28 protein-coding genes are annotated in these 25818 nt (G+C 65.7%); 9 read left to right on the top strand and 19 right to left on the bottom strand.

Annotation, left to right across the window (positions count from 1 at the left end; genetic code table 11):
• Window positions 1–30 precede the first annotated feature (30 nt).
• A complete protein-coding gene (gene hemF, locus JHW40_RS15675) occupies window positions 31–885 on the top strand; it encodes an oxygen-dependent coproporphyrinogen oxidase (RefSeq protein ID WP_244519278.1) in 855 nt (284 codons plus the stop codon).
• Window positions 886–925: 40 nt separating this feature from the next.
• Here hemF and JHW40_RS15670 read toward each other — a convergent pair whose 3' ends face one another.
• The 4 genes from JHW40_RS15670 to hemE form a co-directional block, all read right to left on the bottom strand.
• Window positions 926–1732: a polyphosphate polymerase domain-containing protein gene (locus JHW40_RS15670; RefSeq protein WP_090614570.1), complete on the bottom strand. Its 807-nt coding sequence runs from the start codon at window positions 1730–1732 to the stop codon at window positions 926–928.
• Window positions 1733–1759: 27 nt separating this feature from the next.
• A complete protein-coding gene (locus JHW40_RS15665) occupies window positions 1760–2353 on the bottom strand; it encodes a DUF4956 domain-containing protein (protein ID WP_211657362.1) in 594 nt (197 codons plus the stop codon).
• A gap of 136 nt (window positions 2354–2489) precedes the next feature.
• Entirely contained in the window at window positions 2490–3362 is an 873-nt protein-coding gene (locus JHW40_RS15660; protein WP_090614568.1) for an EamA family transporter, read from the bottom strand.
• Window positions 3359–4387 (bottom strand): uroporphyrinogen decarboxylase, encoded by a 1029-nt coding sequence (gene hemE, locus JHW40_RS15655; RefSeq protein ID WP_090614565.1) that lies wholly within the window; start codon window positions 4385–4387, stop codon window positions 3359–3361. Before hemE ends, JHW40_RS15660 begins: the two co-directional genes overlap by 4 nt.
• A 73-nt stretch (window positions 4388–4460) precedes the next feature.
• Between hemE and hemC the strand changes: the two genes are divergently transcribed.
• Complete coding sequence (gene hemC / locus JHW40_RS15650; protein ID WP_090614562.1) at window positions 4461–5402, top strand: hydroxymethylbilane synthase; 942 nt, start codon at window positions 4461–4463, stop codon at window positions 5400–5402.
• Between the two features lie 12 nt (window positions 5403–5414).
• Here hemC and lexA read toward each other — a convergent pair whose 3' ends face one another.
• The 7 genes from lexA to JHW40_RS15615 all read right to left on the bottom strand — a co-directional run bounded on the left by lexA (window position 5415) and on the right by JHW40_RS15615 (window position 10964).
• Window positions 5415–6137, bottom strand: a complete 723-nt coding sequence (gene lexA, locus JHW40_RS15645; RefSeq protein ID WP_090614560.1) for a transcriptional repressor LexA — start codon at window positions 6135–6137, stop codon at window positions 5415–5417.
• A gap of 94 nt (window positions 6138–6231) precedes the next feature.
• Window positions 6232–7416 carry a molybdopterin molybdotransferase MoeA gene (locus tag JHW40_RS15640; RefSeq protein ID WP_090614557.1) on the bottom strand — a complete coding sequence of 395 codons (1185 nt, stop codon included), beginning with the start codon at window positions 7414–7416 and terminating at the stop codon, window positions 6232–6234.
• On the bottom strand, window positions 7413–7886 hold the full coding sequence (gene moaC / locus JHW40_RS15635; protein WP_090614555.1) for a cyclic pyranopterin monophosphate synthase MoaC: 474 nt from the start codon (window positions 7884–7886) through the stop codon (window positions 7413–7415). Before moaC ends, JHW40_RS15640 begins: the two co-directional genes overlap by 4 nt.
• Window positions 7883–8674 (bottom strand): indole-3-glycerol phosphate synthase TrpC, encoded by a 792-nt coding sequence (gene trpC / locus JHW40_RS15630; RefSeq protein WP_090614552.1) that lies wholly within the window; start codon window positions 8672–8674, stop codon window positions 7883–7885. Before trpC ends, moaC begins: the two co-directional genes overlap by 4 nt.
• A gap of 15 nt (window positions 8675–8689) precedes the next feature.
• Window positions 8690–9355, bottom strand: coding sequence for a uracil-DNA glycosylase (locus JHW40_RS15625; protein WP_090614549.1), 666 nt, complete (start codon window positions 9353–9355; stop codon window positions 8690–8692).
• Complete coding sequence (gene trpD, locus JHW40_RS15620) at window positions 9352–10377, bottom strand: anthranilate phosphoribosyltransferase (RefSeq protein WP_090614546.1); 1026 nt, start codon at window positions 10375–10377, stop codon at window positions 9352–9354. The genes JHW40_RS15625 and trpD overlap by 4 nt, the downstream gene beginning before the upstream one ends.
• On the bottom strand, window positions 10374–10964 hold the full coding sequence (locus tag JHW40_RS15615; RefSeq protein ID WP_090614543.1) for an anthranilate synthase component II: 591 nt from the start codon (window positions 10962–10964) through the stop codon (window positions 10374–10376). Before JHW40_RS15615 ends, trpD begins: the two co-directional genes overlap by 4 nt.
• A gap of 107 nt (window positions 10965–11071) precedes the next feature.
• On the opposite strand from JHW40_RS15615, the gene JHW40_RS15610 reads away from it, so the two are divergent.
• The 4 genes from JHW40_RS15610 (at window position 11072) to trpE (ending at window position 16657) form a co-directional block, all read left to right on the top strand.
• Window positions 11072–11974: a hypothetical protein gene (locus JHW40_RS15610; protein WP_090614540.1), complete on the top strand. Its 903-nt coding sequence runs from the start codon at window positions 11072–11074 to the stop codon at window positions 11972–11974.
• A gap of 3 nt (window positions 11975–11977) precedes the next feature.
• Window positions 11978–13153, top strand: coding sequence for an aminotransferase (locus tag JHW40_RS15605; protein ID WP_090614533.1), 1176 nt, complete (start codon window positions 11978–11980; stop codon window positions 13151–13153).
• 67 nt (window positions 13154–13220) lie between these two features.
• Window positions 13221–15155, top strand: a complete 1935-nt coding sequence (locus tag JHW40_RS15600) for a peptidylprolyl isomerase (RefSeq protein ID WP_244519277.1) — start codon at window positions 13221–13223, stop codon at window positions 15153–15155.
• Window positions 15155–16657: an anthranilate synthase component I gene (gene trpE / locus JHW40_RS15595; RefSeq protein ID WP_090614530.1), complete on the top strand. Its 1503-nt coding sequence runs from the start codon at window positions 15155–15157 to the stop codon at window positions 16655–16657. Before JHW40_RS15600 ends, trpE begins: the two co-directional genes overlap by 1 nt.
• Before the next feature lie 109 nt (window positions 16658–16766).
• Here the strand turns inward: trpE and JHW40_RS15590 are convergent, their stop codons facing one another.
• From JHW40_RS15590 to fabI, 4 genes are all read right to left on the bottom strand, one after another.
• Entirely contained in the window at window positions 16767–17507 is a 741-nt protein-coding gene (locus JHW40_RS15590) for a PRC-barrel domain-containing protein (RefSeq protein WP_211657360.1), read from the bottom strand.
• 147 nt (window positions 17508–17654) lie between these two features.
• On the bottom strand, window positions 17655–18140 hold the full coding sequence (gene gpt / locus JHW40_RS15585; protein ID WP_090614526.1) for a xanthine phosphoribosyltransferase: 486 nt from the start codon (window positions 18138–18140) through the stop codon (window positions 17655–17657).
• 31 nt (window positions 18141–18171) lie between these two features.
• Window positions 18172–18786, bottom strand: a complete 615-nt coding sequence (locus JHW40_RS15580) for a LysE family translocator (protein WP_244519276.1) — start codon at window positions 18784–18786, stop codon at window positions 18172–18174.
• A gap of 25 nt (window positions 18787–18811) precedes the next feature.
• Complete coding sequence (gene fabI / locus JHW40_RS15575; protein WP_090614522.1) at window positions 18812–19639, bottom strand: enoyl-ACP reductase FabI; 828 nt, start codon at window positions 19637–19639, stop codon at window positions 18812–18814.
• Between the two features lie 88 nt (window positions 19640–19727).
• Here fabI and pdxH point away from each other — a divergent pair, with 88 nt between their 5' ends.
• From pdxH to JHW40_RS15560, 3 genes are all read left to right on the top strand, one after another.
• Window positions 19728–20330: a pyridoxamine 5'-phosphate oxidase gene (pdxH, locus tag JHW40_RS15570; protein ID WP_090614518.1), complete on the top strand. Its 603-nt coding sequence runs from the start codon at window positions 19728–19730 to the stop codon at window positions 20328–20330.
• A 173-nt stretch (window positions 20331–20503) separates the two neighbouring features.
• Window positions 20504–21112, top strand: coding sequence for a cold-shock protein (locus tag JHW40_RS15565; protein ID WP_090614625.1), 609 nt, complete (start codon window positions 20504–20506; stop codon window positions 21110–21112).
• A 3-nt stretch (window positions 21113–21115) separates the two neighbouring features.
• Window positions 21116–21628, top strand: a complete 513-nt coding sequence (locus JHW40_RS15560; RefSeq protein ID WP_090614514.1) for a DUF192 domain-containing protein — start codon at window positions 21116–21118, stop codon at window positions 21626–21628.
• A 27-nt stretch (window positions 21629–21655) separates the two neighbouring features.
• On the opposite strand, the gene JHW40_RS15555 is transcribed toward JHW40_RS15560, so the two are convergent.
• The 4 genes from JHW40_RS15555 to ugpB are packed head-to-tail and all read right to left on the bottom strand — an operon-like array spanning window position 21656 to window position 25770.
• Window positions 21656–22660 carry a sn-glycerol-3-phosphate import ATP-binding protein UgpC gene (locus tag JHW40_RS15555; RefSeq protein ID WP_090614512.1) on the bottom strand — a complete coding sequence of 335 codons (1005 nt, stop codon included), beginning with the start codon at window positions 22658–22660 and terminating at the stop codon, window positions 21656–21658.
• 3 nt (window positions 22661–22663) lie between these two features.
• Window positions 22664–23512: a sn-glycerol-3-phosphate ABC transporter permease UgpE gene (gene ugpE / locus JHW40_RS15550; protein ID WP_090614509.1), complete on the bottom strand. Its 849-nt coding sequence runs from the start codon at window positions 23510–23512 to the stop codon at window positions 22664–22666.
• Complete coding sequence (gene ugpA / locus JHW40_RS15545; protein ID WP_090614507.1) at window positions 23512–24390, bottom strand: sn-glycerol-3-phosphate ABC transporter permease UgpA; 879 nt, start codon at window positions 24388–24390, stop codon at window positions 23512–23514. The genes ugpE and ugpA overlap by 1 nt, the downstream gene beginning before the upstream one ends.
• A gap of 60 nt (window positions 24391–24450) precedes the next feature.
• Entirely contained in the window at window positions 24451–25770 is a 1320-nt protein-coding gene (ugpB, locus tag JHW40_RS15540) for a sn-glycerol-3-phosphate ABC transporter substrate-binding protein UgpB (protein WP_090614502.1), read from the bottom strand.
• Between the last annotated feature and the right edge of the window lie 48 nt (window positions 25771–25818).

Here is a 25818-nt window from a genome sequence, read left to right as displayed (position 1 = left end):
GGGTTTGGCAAATCACGAATGGGGGTCTTCATGCAGACAGAACGCAGTCAGGCGGCCAGTTGGTTCCATGAGTTGCGCGACCGGATCACCGCCGCCTTCGAGGGGCTGGAGGATCGCGGCCCCGGTGATCGTCCGGCGGGCCGGTTCGAGGTCACGCCGACGCAGCGCGGTGAAGATGGCGGCGGCGGCATCATGTCGGTGATGCGCGGCGGCCGGGTGTTCGAGAAGGTCGGGGTCAACTGGTCCGAGGTTCACGGCACGCTTGCGCCGCGCGCGCAGGCGGCGATGGCCGCGCGTGGCGTGCCCGGCATGGACAGCGACCCGCGTTTCTGGGCCAGCGGCATCAGCCTTGTGGCGCATATGCAGAACCCGCATGCGCCCGCCGTGCATATGAATACGCGAATGTTCTGGACCCCCGGCGCCTGGTGGTTCGGGGGCGGCGCGGACCTGAACCCCTGCATCGAATATGCCGAAGATACGGCGCATTTCCACGCCACCCTGCGCGATGCCTGCACCCCGCACGGGGCCGATTACTATGACCGTTTCAAGGCATGGGCGGATGAGTATTTCTTTATCCCGCATCGTGGCCGGGCGCGGGGTGTGGGCGGTGTCTTCTATGACGATCTGAACACCGGCGACTGGCAGGCCGATTTCGCCTTTACCCGCGCGGTGGGCGAGGCCTTCCTGCCCGCCTTCCTGCCGCTGGCAGAGGCGCGGATGGCCCAGAAGTGGACTGACGCCGACAAGGATGCGCAACTGATCCATCGCGGCCTCTATGCCGAATATAACCTCGTTTATGACCGGGGAACGAAATTCGGGCTTGAGACCGGCCATAACGCCGATGCCGTGCTGATGAGCCTGCCGCCATTGGCGAAATGGCTTTGAACCAGCACCGCCCGGCCGGGTGAACGGCCGGGCGGGGGTCTTATGGCTGACGCTCGGGCATGCCGCGCATCGCGCCGTCCGAAAACGGCGCCAGCCCCAGCCGCCGCATCGCGGGCAGAAAGCGGTTGGCACGCGGCGCCCGCCCCATCGAGGCCATCGCGACGCAATATTTCGACACCCGCTTGGTCGGATGCAGATGCAGCGAGCGCAGGATCTTGTCGGCCAGACCGTTGGCGCGTTCGGATTTCGTCTCGATGATGAACATGCCCGGATCGACCTGCCGCCGCTGCCCGTCGCTGTGAAAGACCAGCCCGCTGTCGATGGTCATGCGTTCCCTGCTGTCGCGCGCGACCAGCGTGATGCGGCGGTATTCCATGCGGATCACCGGCTGCAACCTTCCGGGAAACGGCTCTCCGTACAGCGCGCGGTATTCGGCATCGATAAAGCGCAACCCGGCGGCGTCAAGCACCCCGTCCGGTTGCAGCTTCAGCCGCTTCTTGATGGTGACCGAGCGGCGGTCCTTCAGCTTGATCTCCAGAAAGCGCAACCCGGCATCGCAATAGTCGCGGGTGCGGACCTTGGCACGCCGCCGCCGCCCCTGATGGTGATCGCGATAGGAGCTCAGCGCGGAATCGTCGAAATAGCAGGTGCGGTAGGTGAAGGCGCGCTTGCCGTCGATCTCGAGCACGTCGAAATGATCGGCAAATCGGGTCAGTGCCGCAGCCATCTGGGGGGCGGTGACGATATATTTGTTGTCCAGCCGTTCCAGCATCGCGGCCTTGTCATTCAGGGCGTCGAGCGTGATCGGGCGAAAGCCTGCAAGGGCATGGTCGATCCGGTGGGTCATGATCGTTACTCCGGTTGAGGCAAGGGTTCAGGCGCGGCGGAAGAAGACCGAGATCGCGGCGCGGTCGGTGATGTAATCCAGTTCGGTGATGCGATAGGACATCACCTCGACCCCCAGACGGCGCGACAGTTCCTGCCGCATCAGCGCCGGATCGGACAGCGCATGCCGGTCGATCTTGTCGAGGTTCAGCCGCACCCCATCGGCGGATTTCAGCAGTCGCGGATGATCGACGATCCACGCCATCAGCAGCACCAGCACGATCACGGCCAGCACGAATTCCAGCTCGGTCCCCGGAATGGCGCAGATCACCGCGATCGAGACCGAGCCGAAGAAATAGGTGATCTCGGTCTTGGAAATCTGCTCGGATCGCAGGGTGAACAGCGCAAGGATGGCAAACAGACCAAAGCCCGCGCCGATACCGAATTCCACCGATGACAGGATCGACAGCACCCCGAAGGCAAAGACGTTGAACATCGCCGCTGCCGTCACCAGCTCCTTGTCGCGATAGCGGCGGTAATAGAGGCCGAAGACCAGCAGCAGCATCGCCAGCAGGTTCAGCGCAAAGCGCAGGGTCATGTCCAGCGGCGGCAGCAGGCCTTGCAAGATGTCGGTGATAAACATGGCAACCTCGTCCTTCGTCGTTATCCGCGTCACATGAATGTCGTGACGCTGATACAAGAACGGGGCAAAGCCGTTACAATTCCATTTGGTCATCCGCAGGTTGTGGGCGGGCGGTCCTGTTGGGCGGAAAGGCGCCTCAGGCAGCGGCCAGCAGCCAGCCGACGCCCAGCACGATCATGCAGATGCCCAGCAGTTGCGCGCGCCCGATGGTTTCGCGGAAAACGCGACCCGACAGGATCTGCGCCAGCGGCACCTCGATCAGCGCCAGCGTGCGGACATTGGCGGCAGCGGTCAGCGCGAAACCGATGAACCAGAACAGTGACGCAAAGGCCCCCAGCGCCCCCGCCGCCAGCGAGACGCGCCATTCGCCGACAATGCCGCGCAGCGCGGGCCGGTCCATGATCGCCATCCATGCCAGCATTGCCGCCGATTGCAGGCCAAGCGTGATCGCCAGCGTCGTCAGCGCCCGGATGACATAACCACCATCGGGCAGCGACAGGATCGCGCCGCGAAAGCCGATGGAGGACAGGCCGAACAGCGCGCCCGCCGCAATGCCCGTCAGCACCGGCCGGGCCGAGGCGCGCGACCATCGCGCCCCCGATGCCAGCACCACCCCCGCCGTCGCCAACACGATCGCGCCCATGCGGGCCGGGCCAAGCGGCTCGGCCAGAACGATGGCGCCGATGATGGCCAGCGTCACGGGTTCGGTTTTCATCAGCGCGGTGGCGATGCCAAAGCTTTGCCCGCGCATGGTGATCAGCATGAAGACGGTGGCGGCGATCTGCGCCCCGGCCCCCAGCGCAGCCCAGGCCAGCGTCGTGCCTCCGGGGCGGGGAATGTCAAAGGCCAGCGCGGCCAGCCCCAGCGCCAGCAGCGCGAAGGGCACACCAAAGACGAAGCGCACCGAGGTCGCGCCGATGGTGCCGATCTGCCGCGTCAGCCCCGACTGTGCCGCATTGCGAAAGGTCTGGGCTGCCGCGGCGATCAGGGTCGCGGCGATCCAGATCATGCGCTGCGGACGGCCTCGATCATCGCGGTGACATTGTCGGGATCGGCGTCGGGGGTGATGCCGTGGCCAAGGTTGAAGATATGCGGCCCGCCGCGCAGGGCGCGGGTAATGCGTTGTGCCTCGGCCACCAGTTCGGGGCCGCCTGTGACCAGATGCCGCGGTGCCAGATTGCCCTGCACGCAACCGTCGGACTGCACCGCGCTGGCCGCCCATTCCGCTGAAACCGAATTGTCCAGCGCCACGCAATCCGCGCCGGTGGCACGGGCAAAGCCGATATAGCGTTCGCCTGCCTCGCGCGGGAAGGCGATCACCGGGATGCCCGGATGGCGCTCTTTCAGCGCGGCGATTATGCGGCGGGTGGGGGTGATGGCGAAATCGTCGAAATCCTGCCCCTTCAGCGAACCCGCCCAGCTGTCGAACAGCTTGACGACCTCGGCCCCGGCCTCGATCTGGGCCGACAGATACAGGATGGTGGCCTCGGTGATCCGCTCGATCAGGGCGCTGAACGCGGCGCGGTCGGCGGCTTTCATGGCATGGGCCGGACCCTGATCGGGCGTGCCGCGACCCGCGACCATATAGGTGGCGACCGTCCAGGGGGCGCCCGCAAAGCCGATCAGCGTGGTCTCTCGCGGCAATTCGCGCGACAGGATGCGGACGGTTTCATAGACCGGGGCCAGATGTTCATGCACCGCATCGGCGGGCTTCAGCGCCGCCACCTGCTGCGCGGTGGTGATGGTGGACAGGCGCGGCCCCTCGCCGGTGACGAACCACAGATCGGCGCCAAGCGCCTGCGGCAGCAGCAGGATATCGGCAAACAGGATCGCCGCGTCGAAACCGTAACGGCGGATCGGTTGCAGCGTCACCTCGGCCGCAAGATCGGGCGCATAGCACAGCGACAGGAAATCGCCCGCCTGCGCCCGCGTGGCGCGGTATTCCGGCAGATAGCGTCCGGCCTGGCGCATCATCCAGATCGGCGGGGTGGGAAGGGTTTCGCCAGCCAGGGCGCGCAGCATAAGTTTGGTCATGTGGCCTCCTGCGCCCCTTCATGGCCGAAGGGCGGGCGTTGTCAAGCGTCGCGCCGGGCGCTAAGCCGGGCCCATGGACAGGATTTTCGACAGCACCGCCCCGTTGCGCATCGGCACCCGAGGCTCTCCTCTGGCGCTGGCGCAGGCCCATGAAACCCGCGACCGGCTGATGGCGGCCCATGGTCTCCCGCAGGACGCGTTCGAGGTCGTGGTGATCAAGACCAGCGGCGACCGGATTCTGGATCGCCCGCTGAAAGAGGTCGGCGGCAAGGGTCTGTTCACGCGCGAGATCGAAGAGGCGTTGGCGACCGGCGCACTGGATATCGCCGTCCATTCGATGAAGGACATGCCGACGCTGCAACCGGCCGGGCTGGTGCTGGATTGCCTGCTGCCGCGCGAGGATGTGCGCGACGCCTTTGTCAGTCTGGACTTCAGCAGCATCGCGGATCTGCCGCAGGGCGCGGTCGTCGGTTCCTCCAGCCTGCGGCGGCGGGCGCAGCTGGCCAATCGCCGTCCCGATCTGCAACTGGTCGAGTTTCGCGGCAACGTTCAGACCCGTTTGCAGAAGCTGGCCGATGGGGTGGCGGTCGCGACCTTTCTGGCGATGGCGGGGCTGCACCGGCTGGGCATGACCCAGGTGGCGCGCACGCAGATATCGCCCGACGAGATGTTGCCCGCCGTCGCGCAGGGCGCCATCGGGATCGAGCGGCGCGCGGACGATCAGGCCATTGCCCGGCTGCTGGAGCCGATCAACGATCACCCGACTGCGTTGCGGGTCGCGGCAGAGCGCGCCTTTCTGGCCCGGCTGGATGGTTCCTGCCAGACGCCGATCGCGGGGCTGGCGGAACTGGACGGCGACCGGCTGCTGCTGCGCGGCGAGATCCTGCGCCCTGACGGCTCGGAGGCCGTTGCCGCACGGCGCGAAGGGCTGGCCACGGACGGCGAGGCGATGGGTCGTGACCTGGCCGAGGAATTGCTGGGCCGCGCAGGGCCGGGCTTTCTGGCTGGGCATTAGACCACCGGCGGTTCAATAGCTGCGGATCAGCCCCACCAGACGGCCTTGAACCTTCACCGAATCCTCGGGCAGGACGCGGGTTTCATAGGCGGGGTTTGCAGCCTCCAGCGCGATCATACGGCCCTTGCGGCGATAGCGTTTCAGCGTCGCCTCATGCCCTTCGACCAGCGCCACGATGATGTCGCCGTTATCGGCGGTGTCCTGTTCGCGGATCACCACGATATCGCCATCGTTGATCCCGACGTCGATCATCGAATCGCCGGTCACCTCAAGCGCATAATGATGTTCGCGCCCGTTGAGCATGGTGCCGGGGACCGCGATGTGGTGTGACACCTCGGAAATCGCCTCGATCGGGACGCCTGCGGCGATACGCCCCATCACCGGCAGTTCGACCGCCGGACTGTCCACGATGGCGATGGCGCCACGCGGTCGCGCAGGGCGATTGTTCGAGATCACGCGCGGCGAGAAACCACCCGACGGGGGATCTGCCGCGTCATTGGCCTGCGTATTGGCGTTTAGCGCATCGGGCAGCCGCAGGATTTCCAGCGCTCGGGCGCGGTGGGGCAGTCGGCGGATGAAACCCCGTTCCTCCAGCGCGGTGACCAGCCGGTGAATGCCCGACTTGGATCGCAGGTCCAGCGCATCCTTCATTTCGTCGAAAGAGGGCGGGACGCCGTCTCGCGCCATTCGTTTTTGAATGAAATCCAGCAACTGAATCTGCTTTTTGGTCAGCATTGTCCCGGTCCTTAAACCGCAAGTGTTCCATGAATGTTCTAGCGCATCGGCCGAATCACGTCAACAAGCTGAACCGGTTGCGATGAATAAATGGTTAAAAATCACCGCCCAGAGGGATATATTCGACCACATCCCCCGCGTTCCGTGCCGGATCGCCCGCAGGGCGGATCAGCAGCGCATCGGCCTGCGCCATCAGGCCCAGCCGGGCGGAATCCTGATCGCCGAACGGGTCGATCCGGGGCAGATCATCGCCCTCGGACAGGCGCGCGCGCAGATAGTGCTGGCGTTCGCCCTCGGCCCGGACCGGATGGGCCAGGCGCGCGCGGCGGGTCAGGTGGCGGGCCGGCAATCCCTGCATCCGGCGGATCAAGGGTTGCATGAACAATATCCCGCAAACAATTGCAGATACTGGGTTTCCGGGCAGGCCAAGCATGGCGCCGTCGCCCAGCCGTCCGGCCATCAGCGGTTTGCCGGGACGCATCGCCAGCTTATAGAACGCGCGCTCCATCCCCAGATCGCCGGTGACCTTGCCGATCAGGTCGTGATCGCCGACCGAAGCGCCGCCGATGGTCACGATCAGATCCGACCCCTGCGCCGTCGAGAAATTGTCGCGCAGGCTGGCTTCGGTATCGCGGGCGATGGGCAGGATGGTGACTTCGGCCCCGGCCTCCTGGGCAAGGGCCGCGATGGCCAGATCGTTCGAACAGATGATCTGGCCGTCCGCCGGATCGGTGCCGGGGCGCACCAACTCGTCCCCGCCTGCCATGATGGCGACGCGGGGCCGGGCGGCGACGGTCACCTGCGGCACGTTCATCGCCGCCAGAAGGCCGATATCGGGCGCGCCCAGATGCCGCCCGGCGGCAATCACGTCACCGGCGGCAAAATCATTGCCACGAAGGCGGATATTGTCGTTGGGCGAGAGTGTGTGGATGCGGATTTCATCGCCGTCGCGGGTCACGTTTTCCTGCATTGCGACGCAATCGTAACCCTCGGGAACCGGCGCGCCGGTAAAGATGCGGATGGCGCTGCCGGGCTGAACCTGACCCCGCCACGGGTGACCGGCGGCGGCCTCTCCGATGACGCGTAGGGGGCCGTCGCCATCGGCGCGGCGCAGGGCATAGCCGTCCATCGCGGCGGCGTCGAAAGGCGGCTGGGTCAGCCGCGCCGTGGCGGGTTCCAGCAGCACCCGATCGGCAGCCCGATCCAGCGGCAGGATCTCGGGGCGTGGCGCATGGGCCAAGGCCAGAACGCGCGACAGGGCCTCGGGCACGGGGATCATGGCTGCGCCTCATAGGGACCGGATTTGCCACCTTCCTTGCGCAGAAGGCGGATGCCCTCGATCCGCATGCCCTTTTCGGCGGCTTTCAGCATGTCATAGATGGTCAGGCAGGCGGTCGAAACGGCGGTCAGCGCCTCCATCTCGACCCCGGTGCGGCCGGTGGTGCGCACGGTGGCAGTGACGCGGATGCCGGGCAGATCCGGGTCCGGCACCAGATCCAGCGAGACCTTGGCGATCGGCAGCGGATGGCACAGCGGGATCAGGTCCGAGGTCCGCTTGGCCCCCATGATCCCGGCCAGCCGCGCCACGCCCAGCACGTCGCCCTTGGCCGCGCCCCCCTGCGCCAGCGCAAGGGTTTCGGGCGACATGGTGACGCAGCCGGTCGCGACGGCCTCCCGCGCGGTTTCTTCCTTGCCCGAGACATCGACCATATGGGCCTGACCGGCGCTGTCGAAATGGGTCAGGCTCATGCCGCGATGCCCAGAATGTCGCGGGTGGCGGCGGTCACATCGTCCTGCCGCATCAGGCTTTCACCGATCAGGAAGCGGCGCGCGCCGACCTGCATCATCGCGGCCAGATCGGCGGGGGTGAACAGCCCGCTTTCGCAGACGATATCGCGGTCCGAGGGGATGCGCGGCGCCAGTTCGCGGGTCACGTCCAGCGACAGATCGAAGGTCTTGAGGTTGCGGTTGTTGATCCCGATCAGCGGCGATTTCAGCCGCAGGGCGCGGTCGAGTTCCGCGCTGTCGTGAACCTCGATCAGCGCGTCCATGCCCCAGTGGAATGCCGCGTCCTCAAGCTCGGCGGCCTGCGTGTCGTCAAGGCTGGCCATGATGATCAGGATGCAATCGGCGCCCCATGCCCGCGCCTCGGCCACCTGATAGGGGTCATAGAGGAAATCCTTGCGCAGCGCCGGCAGTTCGCAGGCGGCGCGGGCGGCGGTCAGATAGGCCGGATCGCCCTGAAAGCTGGGTTTGTCGGTCAGCACCGACAGGCAGGCGGCACCGCCGGCCTGATAGGCGCGGGCCAGCGCGGGCGGATCGAAATCGGGCCGGATCAGACCTTTCGAGGGGCTGGCCTTCTTGATCTCGGCGATCAGGGCGGGGCCGGATTCAGCCCGGGCGGTCAGGGCGGCGGCGAAACCGCGCGGGGCGGATGCGGCGCGGGCCTCGGCCTCGATGCCGGACAGGGGCCGCTCGCGTTTGGCGGCGGCGATCTCTTCCAGCTTGTAGGCCTTGATCTTGTCCAGAATATGCATGTTCTGCTTCTATCCTTATAGACCGGTCGGGGGAAGGGGCCGGGTCCAGTCGATGGGGGTGCGACCCTGCGCCACCAGCCAGTCATTCACGCGGCTGAACGGGCGGCTGCCGAAAAAGCCGCGCCGGGCGGAGAGCGGCGAGGGATGGGCGCTGGCGATCACCAGATCACCGTCGCGCGGCAAGCCCGCCAGCGCCTTTTGCGCGTGACCGCCCCACAGCACGAAGGCCAGCGGCCCGTGTTTCTGCGCCTCGGCCACGGCCTGCCGGGCCAGCCGGTCCCAGCCCCATTTCGCATGGGCATTGGCATTGCCTGCGGGCACCGACAGCGCGGTATTCAGCAACAGCACCCCCTGACGCGCCCAATGCGACAGGTCACCGTTTTCGGGGGCGGTGCCGATATCGTCGCGCATCTCGGCAAAGATGTTTCTCAGCGAGCGCGGCAGGGCGATGTCGGGGGCCACGGAAAAGGCCAGCCCGTTGGCGTGGCCCGGCGTCGGATAGGGGTCCTGACCCAGAATCACCACGCGGACGGCCTCGGGGGGGCTGGCCTCCAGCGCGGCGAACAGGCGGGCGGGGCCGGGCAGCCAGTCGCCCAAACCCGCCAACCGGTCGCGGATGCCGGGCCAGTGGCTGGCGAAGAACGGCAGATGCGCCCAGAGGGCAGGGGGCGCGGGCGTCACGGCTCGGGCGGGCCGGTGATTTCGGCCAGCTTCGCCAGCCTGGCGCTGGCTGCGCCGCTGTCGATGGATTCGGCGGCCAGCGCCGCGCCCTCGCGCAGGTCCGAGGCCTTGCCCGCAATCAGCAGCGCCGCCGCCGCATTCAGCAGGACCGCATCGCGATAGGCCCCCTCTTCGCCGCGCAGCAGCGCCCGGAAGGCCGCCGCGTTATGGGCCGGTTCGCCGCCGATGATGGCCTCGAACGGGTGGCGCTTCAGGCCGGCATCCTCAGGCGCGATGGTGAATTCCTCGATCCGGCCATCGCTTAGCGCCGCGACATAGGTCTCGCCCGCGATGCTGATCTCGTCGGTGCCGTCGGTGCCGTGAACCAGCCACGCCGCGTCCGAGCCCAGCTCGTGCAGGACCTCGGCCATCGGGCGGACCCAGCGCACGTCGAAGGTGCCGGTCAGTTGCCTGCGGACCGAGGCCGGATTGGTCATCGGTCCCAGCAGGTTGAAGATCGTGCGCGTGCCCAGTTCCGCGCGCGGCGCACCGACATGACGCATCGCCGGATGGTGCATCGTGGCCATCATGAAGCAGATGCCCGCATGCCGGATCGCCTGTTCGGCAATGGCCGGGCCGCCCATGACGTTGATGCCCATCTGCGTCAGCGCATCGGCCGCGCCCGATTTCGACGACAGGTTGCGGTTGCCATGCTTGGCCACCGGCACGCCCGCCCCCGCCACCACGAAGGCCGTCGCGGTCGAGATGTTCAGCGTGCCCTTGCCGTCGCCGCCGGTGCCGACGATGTCCATCGCCCCTTCGGGCGCATGGACGCGGGTCATCCGCTTGCGCATGGCGCGGGTGGCGGCTGCGATCTCGTCCACGGTCTCTCCGCGCACGCGCAGCGCCATCAGCAGCCCGCCGATCTGGGCCGGGGTGGCGCGGCCGTCGAACAGCGCGGCAAAGGCGGCGTCGGCCTCGGTCCCGGTCAGGGGGCGGTTGGCGGCGATCCCGATCAGCGGGCGGATATCGGTGACGCTCATGCGGCGGCCTCGTCGGGGCGGCAGCGGCTCAGGAAGTTTCGGATCATGTCATGGCCGTGTTGCGAGGCGATGGATTCGGGGTGGAACTGCACCCCCTCGATGGGCAGGTCGCGATGGACCAGCCCCATGATCGTGCCATCGTCCGAGGTTGCGGTGACGCGCAGGCAATCGGGCAGGCTGCCCGGATCGACCGTCAGCGAGTGATAGCGCGTGGCGTCCAGCGGCGAGGGCAGCCCGGCAAAGACGCCGCTGCCGTCATGGCTGATCTGATCGACCTTGCCATGCAGGATGCGGGTGGCCGGCACGATCCTGCCGCCGAAGGCCTGACCGATGGACTGGTGCCCCAGACAGACCCCGAACAGCGGAATGCGCCTTTCGCCCGCAGCGGCGATCAGGTCCAGACAGATCCCCGCCCGCGACGGATCGCATGGCCCGGGCGAGATCACGATTCCATCAGGTCGCCTGTCCACGGCCTCGATTGCGGTGATGGCGTCGTTGCGCTCCACCTCGACCCTGGCACCGGCTTCGCCCAGATAATGCACGAGGTTCCAGGTAAAGCTGTCATAGTTGTCGATCAGAAGGATCATCGGGGCGCCTTGAATATGGAGGGCGGTTTCCCCGCGCAAACGGGTCGGTTATAGATGGGCCAAAGCGCGCCGGGGGGTCAAGCCCCGGCCATGAGGTGACAAGACGTATGGCACGCGGATTCTGGACAGGTTTGCTGCATGGAGGCGTGCTGAGCGCCGCCGCTCTGGCCGTTTTGGCGATTCTGGTGCCGGTCTCGGCGCCGCCCGTAACCGAACCCGAATCCCCGGACGCGGCGGCGGCGGTGGATGCGGGTCCGCCTGCCGATCCTGCCCCCACCGATCCCACACCCGTCCCGACCAGCGCGGCAAGCCAGCCGGAATCCGCCGCCGATCCCGCCCCGCCCGCCGCCACTGACCGGCCCGGGTCTGATCGGCCCGAGGCGCCAAGCGTCGATCTGCCGGTGGGGTCGGAATTTGCGCGTGGCGGCGATATTCCACCGCAACTGCCCGCGCCGCTGTCCCGGCTGCCCGACCGTATGGGGCAGGCCGATGCCCCCGCCGTCAGCGCCCCGGCGGCGGAACCCGCCCCGGTCGCCGTCACCACTGACGACGCCCGTCCCGAGACCTCTGACACCGGCAGCATCCGCGCCGCCAGCGAGGGGCCGGAGGCGGTCGAGGGCGCCGATGTCACCCGCCCCGAGGCGCTGGGTCTGCCTGAACTGCCCTCTCTGCCGGGATTTGCCGGGGCCAGCGATCCCGACAGCCTGCCTGCGGGGGCCGAGGGCGGCGACGCCCCGCCCGCGCAGCCAGAGGAACCCGCAAGGCCCGCGCCTGCCACGCCCGCGCCTGACATGCCCGAACCGGTCATCGCTGCGCCGCAGATGCCCGAGGACGAGGCCGATGACGAGGAGGCCGGGCCTGAGGCCGAAACGGAAATGCCCGAACCCGATCGACCCGCCGCTGCGGACACCGGACAAGTGGTGACGCCGTCGCCCGCCATGCCCGCCCCGGCGCTGGATCTGTCGCTGCCGCCCGATCTGACCGACCTTCAGCGACTGCGGCGCGACTGACCGATGGCGCCCATCAATCCCGCCATCGCCGCCACCTTCGCGCCCCCGGTGATGGAGGCGCGGCGCTGGTTGCAGGGGATGACCTTTCCACCCGACCGGCCCTTGCTGAATGTCAGTCAGGCCGCGCCGGTCGAGCCGCCGCCCGAACCCTTGCGTGCGGCCATCGCGCAGGCGTCGCTGGACCGGCCCGAGGCGCATCTCTATGGGCCGGTGCTGGGCAATCCCGATCTGCGCGCGGCACTGTCGGCTGAATTCGGCAGCGCCTATGGCGGGCAGGTCGCGCCGGAACAGGTGGCGATCACGCAGGGATGCAATCAGGCCTTCTGCGCCACCATCGCCACGCTGGCCGGCGCCGGGGATGAGATTATCCTGCCAACACCGTGGTATTTCAATCATAAAATGTGGCTGGACATGCAGGACATCCGGGCGGTGCCGCTGCCCTGCGGAGCCGACATGCTGCCCGATCCGGGCCATGCCGCGCGGCTGATCGGCCCGGCCACGCGGGCCATCGTGCTGGTCACGCCGAACAACCCCTCGGGCGCGGAATATCCCGCCGATCTGGTCCGCGGCTTTTACGATCTGGCCGCGCGTCACGGGCTGGCACTGATTCTGGATGAGACCTATCGCGACTTCGACAGCCGCAGCGGCCCGCCCCATGATCTGCTGACGCTGCCCGACTGGGGTCGAACGGTGGTGCAGCTCTATTCCTTCTCGAAGGCCTATCGGCTGACCGGGCATCGTGTCGGCGCGCTGATCGCATCCGTCAACCGCATGGTCCAGATCGAGAAGTTTCTGGATGCCGTCGCCATCTCGACCTCGCAACTGGGGCAGATCGGGGCGCTGTGGGGGCTGACACATCTGCGTGACTGGCTGGCGGGCGAAAGGGCGGAAATCCTGTCCCGCCGCGCCGCCACCACCGAGGCCCTGAGCGACCTGCCCGGATGGCGGCTGAAAAGCGCGGGGGCCTATTTCGCATGGGTGGAACATCCGTTCGATATCGGCTCGCCCGATCTGGCGCGGCGAATGCTGCGTGAAATCAGCGTTCTGGCGCTGCCGGGGACGATGTTCATGGCCAGTGACGATCCGGCCGGGGCGCGGCATCTGCGGCTGGCCTTTGCCAATGTGGATCGCGGCGGCATCGTGGAACTGGCGCGGCGACTTGCATCGCTTGGGGCCTGAAACCCTTGTGGCGGGGCCGCTGGCATCCTAAAGACGCTGGCGACACGACCACAGGAAAGGCCGCGCCATGAGCAAGCTGCGTCGCAAGGGGAAATCCGCCATCGTCTGGGTGGTGATGGGCCTGTTGGTGCTGGGGCTGGGCGGCTTCGGCGTGACCAGCTTTTCCGGCGGCTCGACCGAGATCGGGCGGGTGGGTGAAACCAAGCTGACGGCGGATGATTACGCCCGCGGCTTGCGTCAGCAGTTGCAGGCCATGTCGCAGCAGGCCGGACAGCATGTCAGCATGGCACAGGCGCAGGCGATGGGTCTGCCGAATGCGATCCTTGCCCAGCTTGTCACCGCCGCCGCGCTGGAGGAACAGGCCCGCGTCATCGGCATCTCGGTCGGTGATGACCGGGTGGTCAGCTCCATCGCCGATGCGCCTGCCTTCCGCTCTCCCAGTGGTCGCTTCGACCGCACCGCCTATTCCGAGGTGCTGCGCCGTCAGGGCCTGACCGAAGCGCAGTTCGAGGCTGAGGTGCGCGTGGACGAGGCCCGGCTGATGCTGCAACGCGCCGTGACGGGCGGCGTGGTCGCGCCGGGGGCGATGGTGGATCAGACCGCGAAATGGCTGCTGGAGACGCGCGATCTGTCATGGCGCGAACTGCGCGCCGACGACCTGCCCGAACCGATCACCGACCCCGACGAAGGCGCGCTGGAGGCATGGCATCAGGCGAATGCGGACCGCTTTACCGCGCCTGAAATCCGCAAGTTGACCTATGTCTGGGTGACGCCCGAGATGATGGCCCCCGAGGTCGAACTGGACGAGACCGCCCTGCGCGAGACCTATGACCGCAATATCGCCGAATATCAGCAGCCCGAGCGGCGCATGGTCAGCCGCCTGATCATGCCCTCGCAAGAGGCTGCCGAGAAGGGCAAGGCCGATATCGAGGCGGGCGAGATCCCCTTCGAGGCGCTGGTGCTGCAACGCGGGCTTCAGGTCGATGATGCCTATCTGGGCGAGATGACCCGCGAACAGCTGGGCGCGGCCGGCGATGCCGTCTTTGAGCTGGACCAGCCCGGCGTGGTCGGCCCGATCGAGACCAATCTGGGCCCGGCGCTGTATCAGATGAACGCGATCCTCGACCCGGTGGATATCCCCTTTGACGAGGCACGTGACTCGCTGCGGCAAGAGGCCGCGATGGATCGCGCCGAACGCAGCATCGAGGCCCGCGCCGATGAATTCGAGGAAATGCTGGCCGCCGGCATGACGCTGGAGGAAATCGCCGCCGACACGCCGCTGGAACTGGGTCAACTGGAATGGATCGCTGATCAGGATCCGGCCGAGGGCAGCATCGCCGGCTATGAAGCCTTCCGCGAACAGGCCGAGACCGTGGGGCAGGACGACTTCCCGCATATGGCGCGGCTGGATGATGGCGGCATCTTTGCGCTGCGTCTGGATGAAATCGTGCCGCCGACGCTGAAGCCCTTTGCCGAGGTGCGCGAAGAGGTGTTGGCCGACTGGCGCCGCTCGGAAACGCAGCGCCTGCTGCTGGCGATGGCTGACGAGGAACGGGTGCAGGCCGCCGCCGCGCTGGACCCCGCCGCTTTGGCCGAAGGGGTTTCCGCCGCGCAGACGACCGTCGGGCAACAGCCGGTGGCCCCGGTCGTGCCCGTGGACGCCCCGCAGGACGACTGGACCGCCGAGACCGGCCTGACCCGCGATGGCTGGATCGAGGATCTGCCCGCCGAGGTTCTGGCCAGCGCCTTCACCATCGCCGCACCGGGCGAGATAGAGGTGGCGGATGCGCCGGGCCGGGTTTTCCTTGTGCGTCTGGATGCGGTCCATGATGCCGATCTGGATCAGGATACCGGCCAGCAGGTGCGCGACGCGGTCAGCGCCCGGCTGGACGAAACCTTGCAGGCGGATCTGTTCGACTATTACAATCGCGCGGTCCAGACCCGTGCGGGCGTGCAGTTGAACCAGAATGCGATCAACGCCGTGAATACGCAGGTTCAGTAATGGATCTTACCCCTGATTTCGCCGGGTTCGAGAAGGGCTGGAAGGCCGGTCTGAACCAGCTGGTGACGATCCGGCTGGCCGCCGATCTGGATACGCCGGTCAGCCTGATGCTGAAACTGGCCGAGGCCGCGCCGCAAAGCTTCATGCTGGAATCGGTGACCGGCGGAGAGGTGCGGGGCCGTTATTCCATCGTCGGCATGAAGCCGGACCTGATCTGGGACTGCCGCGATGGCCGCGCCCGGATCAACCGTCAGGCGCGGTTTTCCGACGAGTTCATCCCGGACGAGCGCCCGGCGCTGGACAGCCTGCGCGCGCTGATCGCTGAAAGTCGCATCGATACCCTGCCTGACGGCGTGCCGCCGGTTGCGGCGGGGCTGTTCGGCTATCTGGGCTATGACATGATCCGGCTGGTCGAGCATCTGCCGGACGTGAATCCCGACCCGCTGGACCTGCCCGATGCGATGTTGATGCGGCCCTCGGTCGTCGCCGTGCTGGACGGGGTCAAGGGCGAGGTGACGCTGTGCGCCCCCGCTTGGCACGACGGCAGCGACAATGCCCGCGCGGCCTATGCGCAGGCCGCCGAACGGGTGATGGATGCGCTGCGCTCGCTGGATCGTCAGCCGTCGGAACCCCGCGCGCTGGGGCAGGAGGCGCAGATCGGAGAGCCGGTCTCGAACTTCGCCAGGGCGGATTATCTGGCGGCGGTCGAGAAGGCGCGCGACTATATCCGCGCGGGCGACATTTTTCAGGTCGTGCCCTCGCAGCGTTGGCGGATGGATTTCCCGTTGCCGCCCTTCGCGCTTTATCGCAGCCTGCGGCGCACCAACCCCTCGCCCTTCATGTTCTTTCTGAACATGGGCGGTTTCCAGATCGTCGGTGCATCCCCTGAAATCCTTGTGCGGCTGCGCGACGGAGAGGTGACGATCCGCCCCATCGCAGGCACCCGCCCACGCGGGGCCGACGAGGCCGAGGATCGCGCGCTGGAGGCCGATCTGCTGGGCGACCAGAAGGAACTGGCCGAGCATCTGATGCTGCTGGATCTGGGCCGCAACGATGTGGGCCGCGTCGCCCGTGTCGGCACCGTCCGCCCGACCGAGCAATTCACCATCGAGCGTTACAGCCATGTGATGCATATCGTCTCGAACGTGGTGGGTGAATTGCGCGAGGGCGAGGATGCGCTGTCGGCGCTGCTGGCGGGGCTGCCCGCAGGCACGGTCTCGGGCGCGCCCAAGGTCCGCGCCATGCAGATCATCGACGAACTGGAGCCCGAAAAGCGCGGCGTCTATGCCGGGGCGGTGGGCTATTTCGCCGCCAATGGCGAGATGGACATGTGCATTGCACTGCGCACCGGGGTCATCAAGGACGGTGGGCTTTATATTCAGGCGGGCGGCGGCGTGGTCTATGACAGCGACCCCGAGGCCGAGTTCGAGGAAACCGTCAATAAAAGCCGCGCTCTGCGTCGCGCGGCGGAAGGCGCGGCCCGCTTTACCCGCGGCAACTGATCTGCCCATCTTCGAATGTCCACCACATGAAAAACGGCCCCCGAAGGGGCCGCTTTCCTGTGTCAGCCAAAGCGATTGATCATCGGCTGGCCGTGATATCTGTGTGATATCAATTCACCGCAGGTGCCGCAGGGTCGGCCATGCCGTCGTCGCCGCCCATACCACCGGCATCACCCACCGGCTCGGGGCCGGGGTCGCGGTCGCGGAAGACATATTCGGGCGCCGCGTCGGCCTCTTCCTTGGTCAGGTCGCTGGTGACCTCTTGCGCATCAAAGTTGATGGTCAGTTGGTCGAACGGCACCGCGATCTGTTTCGCGCCGATCCCCAGGAACCCGCCGACACCCACGATGGCGGCGATCATGCTGCCGCTTTCACCATCGACGATCAGATCGTTGATCGAGCCGATCGAGGTCCCGTCAGGCGCGGTCACCGTGGCGTCGGTGATCCATTCCAGACGCAGCTCATTGGCGGCCTGCTCGCGGGCGATCTTGTCGCTGGCGGCCATCTCGGCCTCCATCGCGGCGGTATCGGCATCCTGCGCGGCCGGATCGGCGTCGGGATCGGCCAGCGGGTCGGCAGCCGGATCAGCCAGCGGATCGGCGGCAGGATCGGTGCCCATATCCGCGGCAGGATCGTCAGCCGGTTCCGCCAGCGGGTCGGCCGCAGGATCATCCGCCGGTTCGGCCATCGGATCGGCCGCCGGGTCCGCCGAGGGTTCGGTCATGGTATCGGTGCCCAACGGTTCGCTTTCGGCAGCCGGATCGTCGGCAGGGGCGGGCGTCTCCTGCGCAAATGCCGCGCCAAAGGTAAGGGGAAGGGCGATTGTCGTCGTCAACAGAAGCTTACGCATAGCTTTCCTCCATTTTGATCGAGCGGTGCAAAACGTCCTGCTCGTTGGAGGGTCAATGGCCGGGGACCCCTTGTGGTTTCCTCCCGGCCATTGCTGACGGATCACAAACCCGTGATCCTGCTTGTGGGGGAAACCCCGAAAACGCGCTTAATCCTCGCCCCGGAAGGGCTGAACATATTGCAGCGCCATGTCCCAGGGAAAGAAGATCCAGGTGTCCTGGCTGACCTCGGTCACGAAGGTCTGCACCATCGGGTTGCCCTTGGGCTTGGCATAGACGGTGGCCAGATGCGCCTTTGGATAGAGCTCGCGGACCAGTTCCAGCGTGCGGCCCGAATCGACCAGATCATCGACGACAAGGATGCCGTCGCCATCGCGCATCAGTTCGGGATCGGGGCTTTTCAAAACTTCCAGCCCGCCCTGCGCCTGCTTGTGATAGGATTTGACGCTGATCGTGTCGATGGTGCGGATATCCAGTTCCCGCGCGACAATCATCGCCGGAACCAGCCCGCCGCGCGTGATCGCCACCACCGCGCGCCACGGGGTGCCGTCCAGCCGCCACGCCAGAGCGCGCGCATCGCGGTGCAGCTGATCCCAGCTGACGTGAAAACCTTTCTCGTGGGGCAGGCGGTCCATCGCTATCCTTTCCTTCGTTTCGGTCTTTCGATCACAGCCGCAGGATCAGCGACAGGCCCAGCAGCCCGATCAGCGCCGCCGCCGCCCGGTCGATCCCGAATTTCGACTCATAATAACGCCGTCGCAGCCAAGGCAAAGCCATCAGCGACGCCAGCGCGGTATAAAATGCCATCTCTACCGACAGCGCGGTGGCATAGATCGCCAGCTTGTCGGCCCCCGACAGCAGCGCGGGAAAGATCGACAGCAGCACCGCCGAGTAAAACAGCGCCGGTTTCGGATTGGACAGGTTCAGCACGACGCCGCCCCAGAAGGACATGCCCAGCCGCGATTGCGCCGGATCGGGCAGGGGGTCGGGGGCGTGTTGCCACATCTTCCATGCGATCCAGACCAGATAGCCTCCGCCCAGAATCCGCATCAGATCATAGGTCCAGGGCATGATGCGGAACATCACCGTCAGCCCCAGCAGCGCGAAGATGCACCATATCGACGCCCCCGCGGCCAACCCCCAAGCATAGGGCAGGACCCGCCTGCGCCCCAGCGCGAAGGCGCTTTGACTGACCGCGATCACCGCCGGACCGGGCGAGACGATCGCCACCGACAGGGTGCCGATGAACAGCGCCAGTTGATCCGCAGTGATCGACAGCATGGCGCCCCCCGGATCGGTGTCGGTGTCAGTCTTTCTTCACCGTCGCGATATCGGGCGCATCGACCGCCTTCATGCCCACGACGTGATAGCCCGCATCGACGTGATGGACCTCTCCGGTGACGCCCGCGCCCAGATCCGACAGCAGATACAGCGCCGAATTGCCGACATCGTCCTGCGTGACGTTGCGGCGCAGGGGCGAATTCAGCTCGTTCCACTTCATGATATAGCGGAAATCGCCGATCCCGCTGGCCGCCAGCGTCTTGATCGGCCCGGCGCTGATCGCGTTGACGCGGATGCCGTCCTTGCCGAAATCCTCGGCCAGATAGCGCACGCTGGCCTCAAGCGCGGCCTTGGCCACGCCCATGACGTTGTAATGCGGCATGACACGTTCGGCCCCGTAATAGGTCAGCGTCAGGATCGAGCCGCCATCGGTCATCATCGCCGCCGCGCGACGGGCAACGGCGGTGAAGGAATAGACCGAAATATCCATCGTCATCAGGAAGTTGTCGCGGGTCGTATCGGCATAGCGGCCGCGCAACTGGTCCTTGTCGGAAAAGCCTATGGCGTGGACGATGAAATCCAGACGGCCCCATTTCTGCTGCAATGTGTCGAACAGCGCATCGACCGAGGCCTCGTCGCCGACATCGCAGGGCAGCACCAGATCCGAGCCAAGCTGGGCGGCCAGCGGATCGACCCGGCGTTTCAGCGCGTCGCCCAGATAGGAAAAGGCAAGCTCGGCGCCTGCCGCGGAAAGGGCCTTTGCGATACCCCATGCGATGGATTTATCATTGGCCAGACCCATGATGAGCCCGCGTTTTCCGGCCATCAATCCGGTTATATGCTCGCTTGACATGCGCCGCTCCTCGCGGTTTCAACTCATTGCGACGTCATTAGGCCAAAGGTCTGGCGGCATCAAGCGCAAGGGGAACATCGGGGGGAACATGGCCGACCGCACCGGAATTTTCGCAGGCGACGATCCCTTCCACATCGCCCGGACATGGCTGGCCGAGGCGCGCGGGACCGAGCCCAACGACCCCGACGCCATCGCACTGGCCACCGTCGATCCCGAGGGGCTGCCCGATGTCCGCATGGTGCTGCTCAAGGACATCGCGTCGGATCATTTCGTCTTTTATACCAATTACGAAAGCGCCAAGGGCCAGCAGATCGAGGCGACCGGCAAGGCGGCTTTCGTGATGCACTGGAAATCCCTGCGCCGGCAGATTCGCGTGCGCGGCACCGTCACGCGCGAGGATGACGACCGCGCCGACGCCTATTTCGCCAGCCGCGCTTTGCAAAGCCGTCTGGGGGCCTGGGCCTCGGCCCAGTCGCGGCCGCTGGACGGCCGCACGTCGCTGGTGGCCGAAGCGGCACGGCAGGGGCTGATTCACGGTACCAACCCGCCGCGCCCGCCCTTTTGGGGCGGGTTTTGCATCTTTCCGTCGCAGATCGAATTCTGGGCCGATGGCGCGTTCCGGCTGCATGACCGGTTCCGCTGGGATATGCAGGCGGACAATCGCTGGAAGGTCCAAAGACTTTCACCTTAAGGTTGACGATCCCGAAAAGGAGGATCAACATCGCCGCTTGAGGCAACAAAACAAGCGCGGCGGCACCACAACCGCATGCGTTATTCTGGTCGTTACAGGCGAATGAACGGTGTATTTCACCTGAGATCCGGTTTTCCGGCCAAGAATGACGTGACGCGCTGAACGGTGGAATGATGACGAAGGAAGACGACAAGCCGTATCTGATAACAGGGCTTGTGAAATGGTATGACCCGTCAAAGGGTTACGGGTTTATTGTCAATGGCGATGGTCAGTCTGACATCCTTTTGCATGCGAATGTTCTGCGCAACTTCGGTCGCAGTTCGGTCGCGGATCAATCCAGAATCAGTGCATGGGTTCAACAGACCGGTCGGGGGCTGCAGGCAACCGAAGTGGTGGATATCGAACCACCAGACATGGACGGGGCACCACCCATCGCCGATCTTGGCGAAGATGTGATCGAGAATCTGGACGATCTTCCGCTTTGCCCGGCTCGGGTGAAGTGGTTCGACAAGGCCAAGGGTTTCGGTTTCGCCAATATCTTCGGTAATGACGAAGATGTGTTCGTGCATATCGAGGTGCTGCGCCATTCCGGTTTCGGCGATCTTGCCATTGGCGAGGCCGTCTGCCTGCGGGTGATCGAAGGACCTCGTGGCCTGATGGCCGCCCAGATCTGCAGCTGGGACAGTGCCAACGACTGCTCACCCCGAAGGGCCGTCGCCGGCGGTCTGAGGCAGGAGAAAACCGGCGAAAAGGTCCTCTATATGGCGCATGTGGCTGAATAAGGGATGTGGCTGACAAGGGTTCGGCAATTCTGCGCGTTCCTTGCCCTGGCCGTGCTGCTGAATGGCGGCGCGGCGCAGGCACGGGATCTGGCCTGCGCAGATGATCTTGTCCTGCTGCGGCAGGGCAGCGGCGTGCAGTCCTTTACGGTCGAGATTGCGGATACCGAGGAAACCCGCGCACGCGGGCTGATGTTCCGCCGCTCGCTGGAGCGGGGGACGGGGATGCTGTTCATCTATCCTCAGCCCGGCACGATGGCTTTCTGGATGCGCAATACATTGATTCCGCTGGATATCGTCTTTTTCGATGCGCGCGGCGTCATCCGCCATATCCATCACAACGCCAGACCGCTGGACGAGACGCCGCTGCCCGGCGCGGTCGAGGGCGACCCGCAACCCGCGCGGCTGATGGTGCTGGAAATCGGCGGCGGAGAGGCCAGACGGCTGGGGCTGCGGGAAGGACAGGCGATGGCGCATCCGCGTCTGCGCCAGACCACCGCCGTCTTTCCCTGCCCGTAACGTTGCGTCACAGGACGGCCCCGGGGTTCAGTTGATCCTGATGCCGTCCTTGTCGAACAGATGCATGTCTTCGCGCCGCACGGTCAGGCGCAGGTTGTCCGACAGCGCCGAATCGGATGGCATCGTCACCGTCATGGTCTCGCCGCCGGTCACGCCGTGGACCAGCCGCTGCGCGCCCAGTTCCTCGACCGCCTGCACCTGCATCTCGACCTGACCATCATCGCTGATGACCATATCCTCGGGGCGGATGCCGACCAGATCGGCATGGGCGGTGCCGGGCAGTTGCCCGACCGCGCGGGCCGGCAGCAGGTTCATCGCCGGGCTGCCGATAAAGCCCGCGACAAAGGCCGTGGCCGGGCGGCGATAGACATCCAGCGGAGTGCCGATCTGCTCGACACGCCCGGCGCTTAGAACCACCAGCCGGTCGGCCAGCGTCATCGCCTCCAGCTGGTCATGCGTCACATAGATCGAGGTCGTGCGCAGGCGCCGCTGCAACTGCTTGATTTCCAGCCGCATGGCGACGCGCAGCTTGGCGTCAAGGTTCGACAGCGGCTCGTCGAACAGGAAGGCGGCGGGTTCGCGCACGATGGCGCGGCCCATCGCCACCCGCTGACGCTGCCCGCCCGACAGGGCGCGGGGCTTGCGATCCAGATAGGGGCCGATCTGAAGGATATCGGCGGCCTCGGACACGCGGCGGTCGATCTCGGCCCGGGGCGTGCGGCGGTTCTTCAGCCCATAGGCCAGATTCTGACGCACCGTCATATGCGGATAAAGCGCATAGTTCTGGAACACCATGGCGATGTCGCGATCGGCGGGCTCGATCTCGTTGACCACGCGATCGCCGATGCGGACCTGCCCGTCGGTGATGGTTTCCAGCCCCGCGACCATGCGCAGCAGGGTGGATTTGCCGCAGCCCGAGGGGCCGACCAGCACGATGAACTCGCCATCCGCGATGTCCAGATTCACGTCGCCGATGGCACGGGTGCCGCCGGCATAGACCTTGCCCACATTGTCGAGGGTAATGGATGCCATTTCTTATTTCTCCGTCTCGACAAGGCCCTTGACGAACAGCCGTTGCATTCCGATCACCACCGCCACCGGCGGGATCATCGCCAGCATCGCGGTCGCCATGACCAGATGCCATTGGGGCACGCCGTCCACCGCGTCGGCCATCCGCTTGATGCCCGCGACAATGGTATAATAATCCGCGCTGGTCGTGATCAGCAGCGGCCACAGATACTGGTTCCAGCCATAGATGAACAGGATCACGAACAGCGCCGCGATATTGGTGCGCGACAAAGGCAGCAGGATGTCGCGGAAGAATTTCAGCGGGCCGGCGCCGTCGATGCGGGCGGCCTCGGTCAGCTCATCGGGGATGGTCAGGAACACCTGCCGGAACAGAAAGGTCGCCGTGGCCGATGCGATCAGCGGAATGGACAGCCCCGCGTAAGAGTTCAGCATCCCCAGATCGGCCACCACCTGGAATGTCGGCACGATGCGGACCTCGACCGGCAGCATCAGGGTGATGAAGATGCACCAGAAGGCCAGATTGCGGAACGGAAAGCGGAAATAGACGATGGCGAAGGCCGAGGTGACCGAGATCACGATCTTGCCGATGGCGATGGACAGCGCCATGATCAGCGAATTCAGCATCATCGTGCCGACCGGCGGCGTGCCGCTGGTCGAGACCCCGGATTCCAGCATCCGGCTGTAATTCGTGACCAGATGCGGGCCGGGCCACATCGGCACGGTGCCGGACATGAAATCGGTCGCGCTGTGGGTCGAGGCAACGAAGGCCACCCAGACGGGCAGGGCGACGATGGCAACGCCCAGCATCAGCGTCAGATGCGCCAGAAGGTTCAGAAAGGGGCGGTTCTCGACCATCAGTAAGCCACCTTCTTTTCAACGTAACGGAACTGAAGCACGGTCAGCGCGATCACGATCACCATCAGCACCACCGACTGGGCCGCCGAAGAGCCCATGTTCTGGCCGATGAAGCCATCGAAATAAACCTTGTAAACCATGATGTTCGTGGCCTGTGCCGGGCCGCCTTCGGTTGTGGCGTCGATCACGGCGAAGGTGTCGAACATGGCATAGACGATGTTGACGACCAGCAGGAAGAAGGTCGTCGGCGACAGCAGCGGAAAGGTGATGTCGAAGAAGCGCCGCACCGGCCCGGCCCCGTCGATGGCGGCGGCCTCTCGCAGCGATGCGGGGATGGATTGCAGCCCGGCCACGAAGAACAGGAAGTTATAGCTGATCTGCTTCCACGCGCTGGCGATCACCACAAGGGTCATCGCGTCGGATTTCGAAGTCATGTGGTTCCAGTTATAGCCGACCATGTTCAGCACATAGGGCATGACGCCGATGGTCGGGTTGAAGATGAACCACCACAGGATACCGGCGACCGCGGGCGCCACCGCATAGGGCCAGACCAGCAGCGTCGTATAGACGCTGGTCGAGCGGATCATCCGGTCCACTGCCACCGCCAGCAGCAGCGACAGCCCCATCGACAGCACCGTGACCGAGACCGCGAAAACGGCGGTCACCTGCAACGAATTCAGATATTCGGCACTGTTCAGCAGCGCCCGGAAATTCCGCAACCCGACGAAGCTGGTATTGATGCCAAAGGCGTCCTGCCGCAGGAAACTTTGCCGGATCGCCTGACCGGCGGGCCACAGAAAGAACACGAAGGTGATGGTCAGTTGCGGCGCCAGCAAAAGCCAGGGCAGCAACTGGTTGCTGAAAATCGTGCGCTTCATCGCGGCTCCGGTCGGCAGAAGGGGGCGGGGCCGCGCGTGGTCGCGGCCCCGATGGTGGGTTTACTGGCTCTGGCCCTCGAACTCTTCCAGCAGGGCATCGCCGCGCCGCACCAGACTGTCCAGCGCGCCCTGCGCATCCTTGGAACCCGACAGAAGCTGCTCGAACTCCTCGTCGATAATGCCGCGAATCTGGACGTAATTGCCGAAACGCAGCCCCTTGGAGTTCTCGGTCGGCTCGTTCAGCGTGATCTGCTGGATGCTGACCTCGGTGCCGGGATTTTCGTCATAGAAACCCTGTTCCTTGCCCAGATCATAGGCCGCCTGCGTGATCGGCAGATAGCCGGTGAACTGGTGCCATTCGGCCTGAACCTCGGGGCTGGACAGATATTCGAAGAACCTGGCGACGCCGGCATATTCCTCGTCCGAACGGCCCGACAGCACCCACAGCGTGGCGCCCCCGATGATCGAGTTCTGCGGCGCGCCCTCCACATCGTCGTAATAGGGCAGCATGCCGAAGCCGACCTCGAAACCGGTGGCATTGGCGACGATGCCCGCACGCCCGCCCGAGCTTTCCATATAGATCGCGCATTCCTGCGAATAGAACAGCGGGGCCGCGCCGTCGCCGGCCACCGGACCGCCATATTTGAACAGCCCCTCATCCGCCCAACGCTTCAGGTTGCCCCAATGCCTGACCTGCTCGGGGCCGTTCAGGCTCAGCCGCGCCTCGGGTCCGCCAAGGCCGTTTTCCAGCGTGCCGATGGGCTGGTTGTGCCATGCGCTGAAATTCTCGGTCTGGATCCAACTGATCCAGCGCGAGGTGAAGCCGCATGTGGCCGCGCCCGAATCCTTGATCCGGGCCGAATACTCCTCAAGCTCGGCCCAGGTTTCGGGCGGGCTTTCCGGGTCCAGCCCGGCCTTCTCGAACACGTCCTTGTTGTAATACAGGATCGGGGTCGAGCTGTTGAAGGGCAGCGACAGCATATTGCCGTCGGTGTCGCTGTAATAGCCGACGACGGCGGGCAGATAGGCCTGCGGGTCGAACGTTTCGCCATGATCGGACATCAGCTGATAGACCGGCACGATGGCGCCTTCGGCCGCCATCATGGTGCCGGTGCCGACCTCGAAGACCTGCACGATGGCGGGCTGCTGCTGCGCGCGGAAGGCGGCGATGGCGGCGGTCATCGTCTCGGGATAGGTGCCCTTGTAGGAGGGCACGATATTATAGTCGTCCTGACTTTCGTTGAAATTGCGGGCGATCTCTTCCAGCTTGCCGCCCAGTTCGCCGCCCATGGCATGCCACCACTGGATATCGGTCTTGGCCTGCGCCGCTGACAGCGATGCGATCAGAGCCGCCACAGAGGCGGTGAGAAGTCGAGACATGAATTCCTCCCATTGGAGTTGAGTATCGTCGACGGGCCTAGCGGTGAG

It is taken from the genome of Paracoccus alcaliphilus (assembly GCF_028553725.1).
In the GTDB taxonomy this organism is placed as follows: Bacteria; Pseudomonadota; Alphaproteobacteria; order Rhodobacterales; family Rhodobacteraceae; genus Paracoccus; species Paracoccus alcaliphilus.
Note: the sequence above shows the minus strand (reverse complement) of the source record. Positions and strands in the feature narration are given on the sequence as shown.

What these genes read in the sequence shown, in the direction of transcription:
- hemF (WP_244519278.1), top strand. Translation starts at nt 31, where the DNA reads ATGCAGACAGAACGCAGTCAGGCGGCCAGTTGGTTCCATGAGTTGCGC.
- JHW40_RS15670 (WP_090614570.1), bottom strand. Translation starts at nt 1,732, where the DNA reads ATGACCCACCGGATCGACCATGCCCTTGCAGGCTTTCGCCCGATCACG.
- JHW40_RS15665 (WP_211657362.1), bottom strand. Translation starts at nt 2,353, where the DNA reads ATGTTTATCACCGACATCTTGCAAGGCCTGCTGCCGCCGCTGGACATG.
- JHW40_RS15660 (WP_090614568.1), bottom strand. Translation starts at nt 3,362, where the DNA reads ATGATCTGGATCGCCGCGACCCTGATCGCCGCGGCAGCCCAGACCTTT.
- hemE (WP_090614565.1), bottom strand. Translation starts at nt 4,387, where the DNA reads ATGACCAAACTTATGCTGCGCGCCCTGGCTGGCGAAACCCTTCCCACC.
- hemC (WP_090614562.1), top strand. Translation starts at nt 4,461, where the DNA reads ATGGACAGGATTTTCGACAGCACCGCCCCGTTGCGCATCGGCACCCGA.
- lexA (WP_090614560.1), bottom strand. Translation starts at nt 6,137, where the DNA reads ATGCTGACCAAAAAGCAGATTCAGTTGCTGGATTTCATTCAAAAACGA.
- JHW40_RS15640 (WP_090614557.1), bottom strand. Translation starts at nt 7,416, where the DNA reads ATGATCCCCGTGCCCGAGGCCCTGTCGCGCGTTCTGGCCTTGGCCCAT.
- moaC (WP_090614555.1), bottom strand. Translation starts at nt 7,886, where the DNA reads ATGAGCCTGACCCATTTCGACAGCGCCGGTCAGGCCCATATGGTCGAT.
- trpC (WP_090614552.1), bottom strand. Translation starts at nt 8,674, where the DNA reads ATGCATATTCTGGACAAGATCAAGGCCTACAAGCTGGAAGAGATCGCC.
- trpD (WP_090614546.1), bottom strand. Translation starts at nt 10,377, where the DNA reads ATGAGCGTCACCGATATCCGCCCGCTGATCGGGATCGCCGCCAACCGC.
- JHW40_RS15615 (WP_090614543.1), bottom strand. Translation starts at nt 10,964, where the DNA reads ATGATCCTTCTGATCGACAACTATGACAGCTTTACCTGGAACCTCGTG.
- JHW40_RS15610 (WP_090614540.1), top strand. Translation starts at nt 11,072, where the DNA reads ATGGCACGCGGATTCTGGACAGGTTTGCTGCATGGAGGCGTGCTGAGC.
- JHW40_RS15605 (WP_090614533.1), top strand. Translation starts at nt 11,978, where the DNA reads ATGGCGCCCATCAATCCCGCCATCGCCGCCACCTTCGCGCCCCCGGTG.
- JHW40_RS15600 (WP_244519277.1), top strand. Translation starts at nt 13,221, where the DNA reads ATGAGCAAGCTGCGTCGCAAGGGGAAATCCGCCATCGTCTGGGTGGTG.
- trpE (WP_090614530.1), top strand. Translation starts at nt 15,155, where the DNA reads ATGGATCTTACCCCTGATTTCGCCGGGTTCGAGAAGGGCTGGAAGGCC.
- JHW40_RS15590 (WP_211657360.1), bottom strand. Translation starts at nt 17,507, where the DNA reads ATGCGTAAGCTTCTGTTGACGACGACAATCGCCCTTCCCCTTACCTTT.
- gpt (WP_090614526.1), bottom strand. Translation starts at nt 18,140, where the DNA reads ATGGACCGCCTGCCCCACGAGAAAGGTTTTCACGTCAGCTGGGATCAG.
- JHW40_RS15580 (WP_244519276.1), bottom strand. Translation starts at nt 18,786, where the DNA reads ATGCTGTCGATCACTGCGGATCAACTGGCGCTGTTCATCGGCACCCTG.
- fabI (WP_090614522.1), bottom strand. Translation starts at nt 19,639, where the DNA reads ATGTCAAGCGAGCATATAACCGGATTGATGGCCGGAAAACGCGGGCTC.
- pdxH (WP_090614518.1), top strand. Translation starts at nt 19,728, where the DNA reads ATGGCCGACCGCACCGGAATTTTCGCAGGCGACGATCCCTTCCACATC.
- JHW40_RS15565 (WP_090614625.1), top strand. Translation starts at nt 20,504, where the DNA reads ATGACGAAGGAAGACGACAAGCCGTATCTGATAACAGGGCTTGTGAAA.
- JHW40_RS15560 (WP_090614514.1), top strand. Translation starts at nt 21,116, where the DNA reads ATGTGGCTGACAAGGGTTCGGCAATTCTGCGCGTTCCTTGCCCTGGCC.
- JHW40_RS15555 (WP_090614512.1), bottom strand. Translation starts at nt 22,660, where the DNA reads ATGGCATCCATTACCCTCGACAATGTGGGCAAGGTCTATGCCGGCGGC.
- ugpE (WP_090614509.1), bottom strand. Translation starts at nt 23,512, where the DNA reads ATGGTCGAGAACCGCCCCTTTCTGAACCTTCTGGCGCATCTGACGCTG.
- ugpA (WP_090614507.1), bottom strand. Translation starts at nt 24,390, where the DNA reads ATGAAGCGCACGATTTTCAGCAACCAGTTGCTGCCCTGGCTTTTGCTG.
- ugpB (WP_090614502.1), bottom strand. Translation starts at nt 25,770, where the DNA reads ATGTCTCGACTTCTCACCGCCTCTGTGGCGGCTCTGATCGCATCGCTG.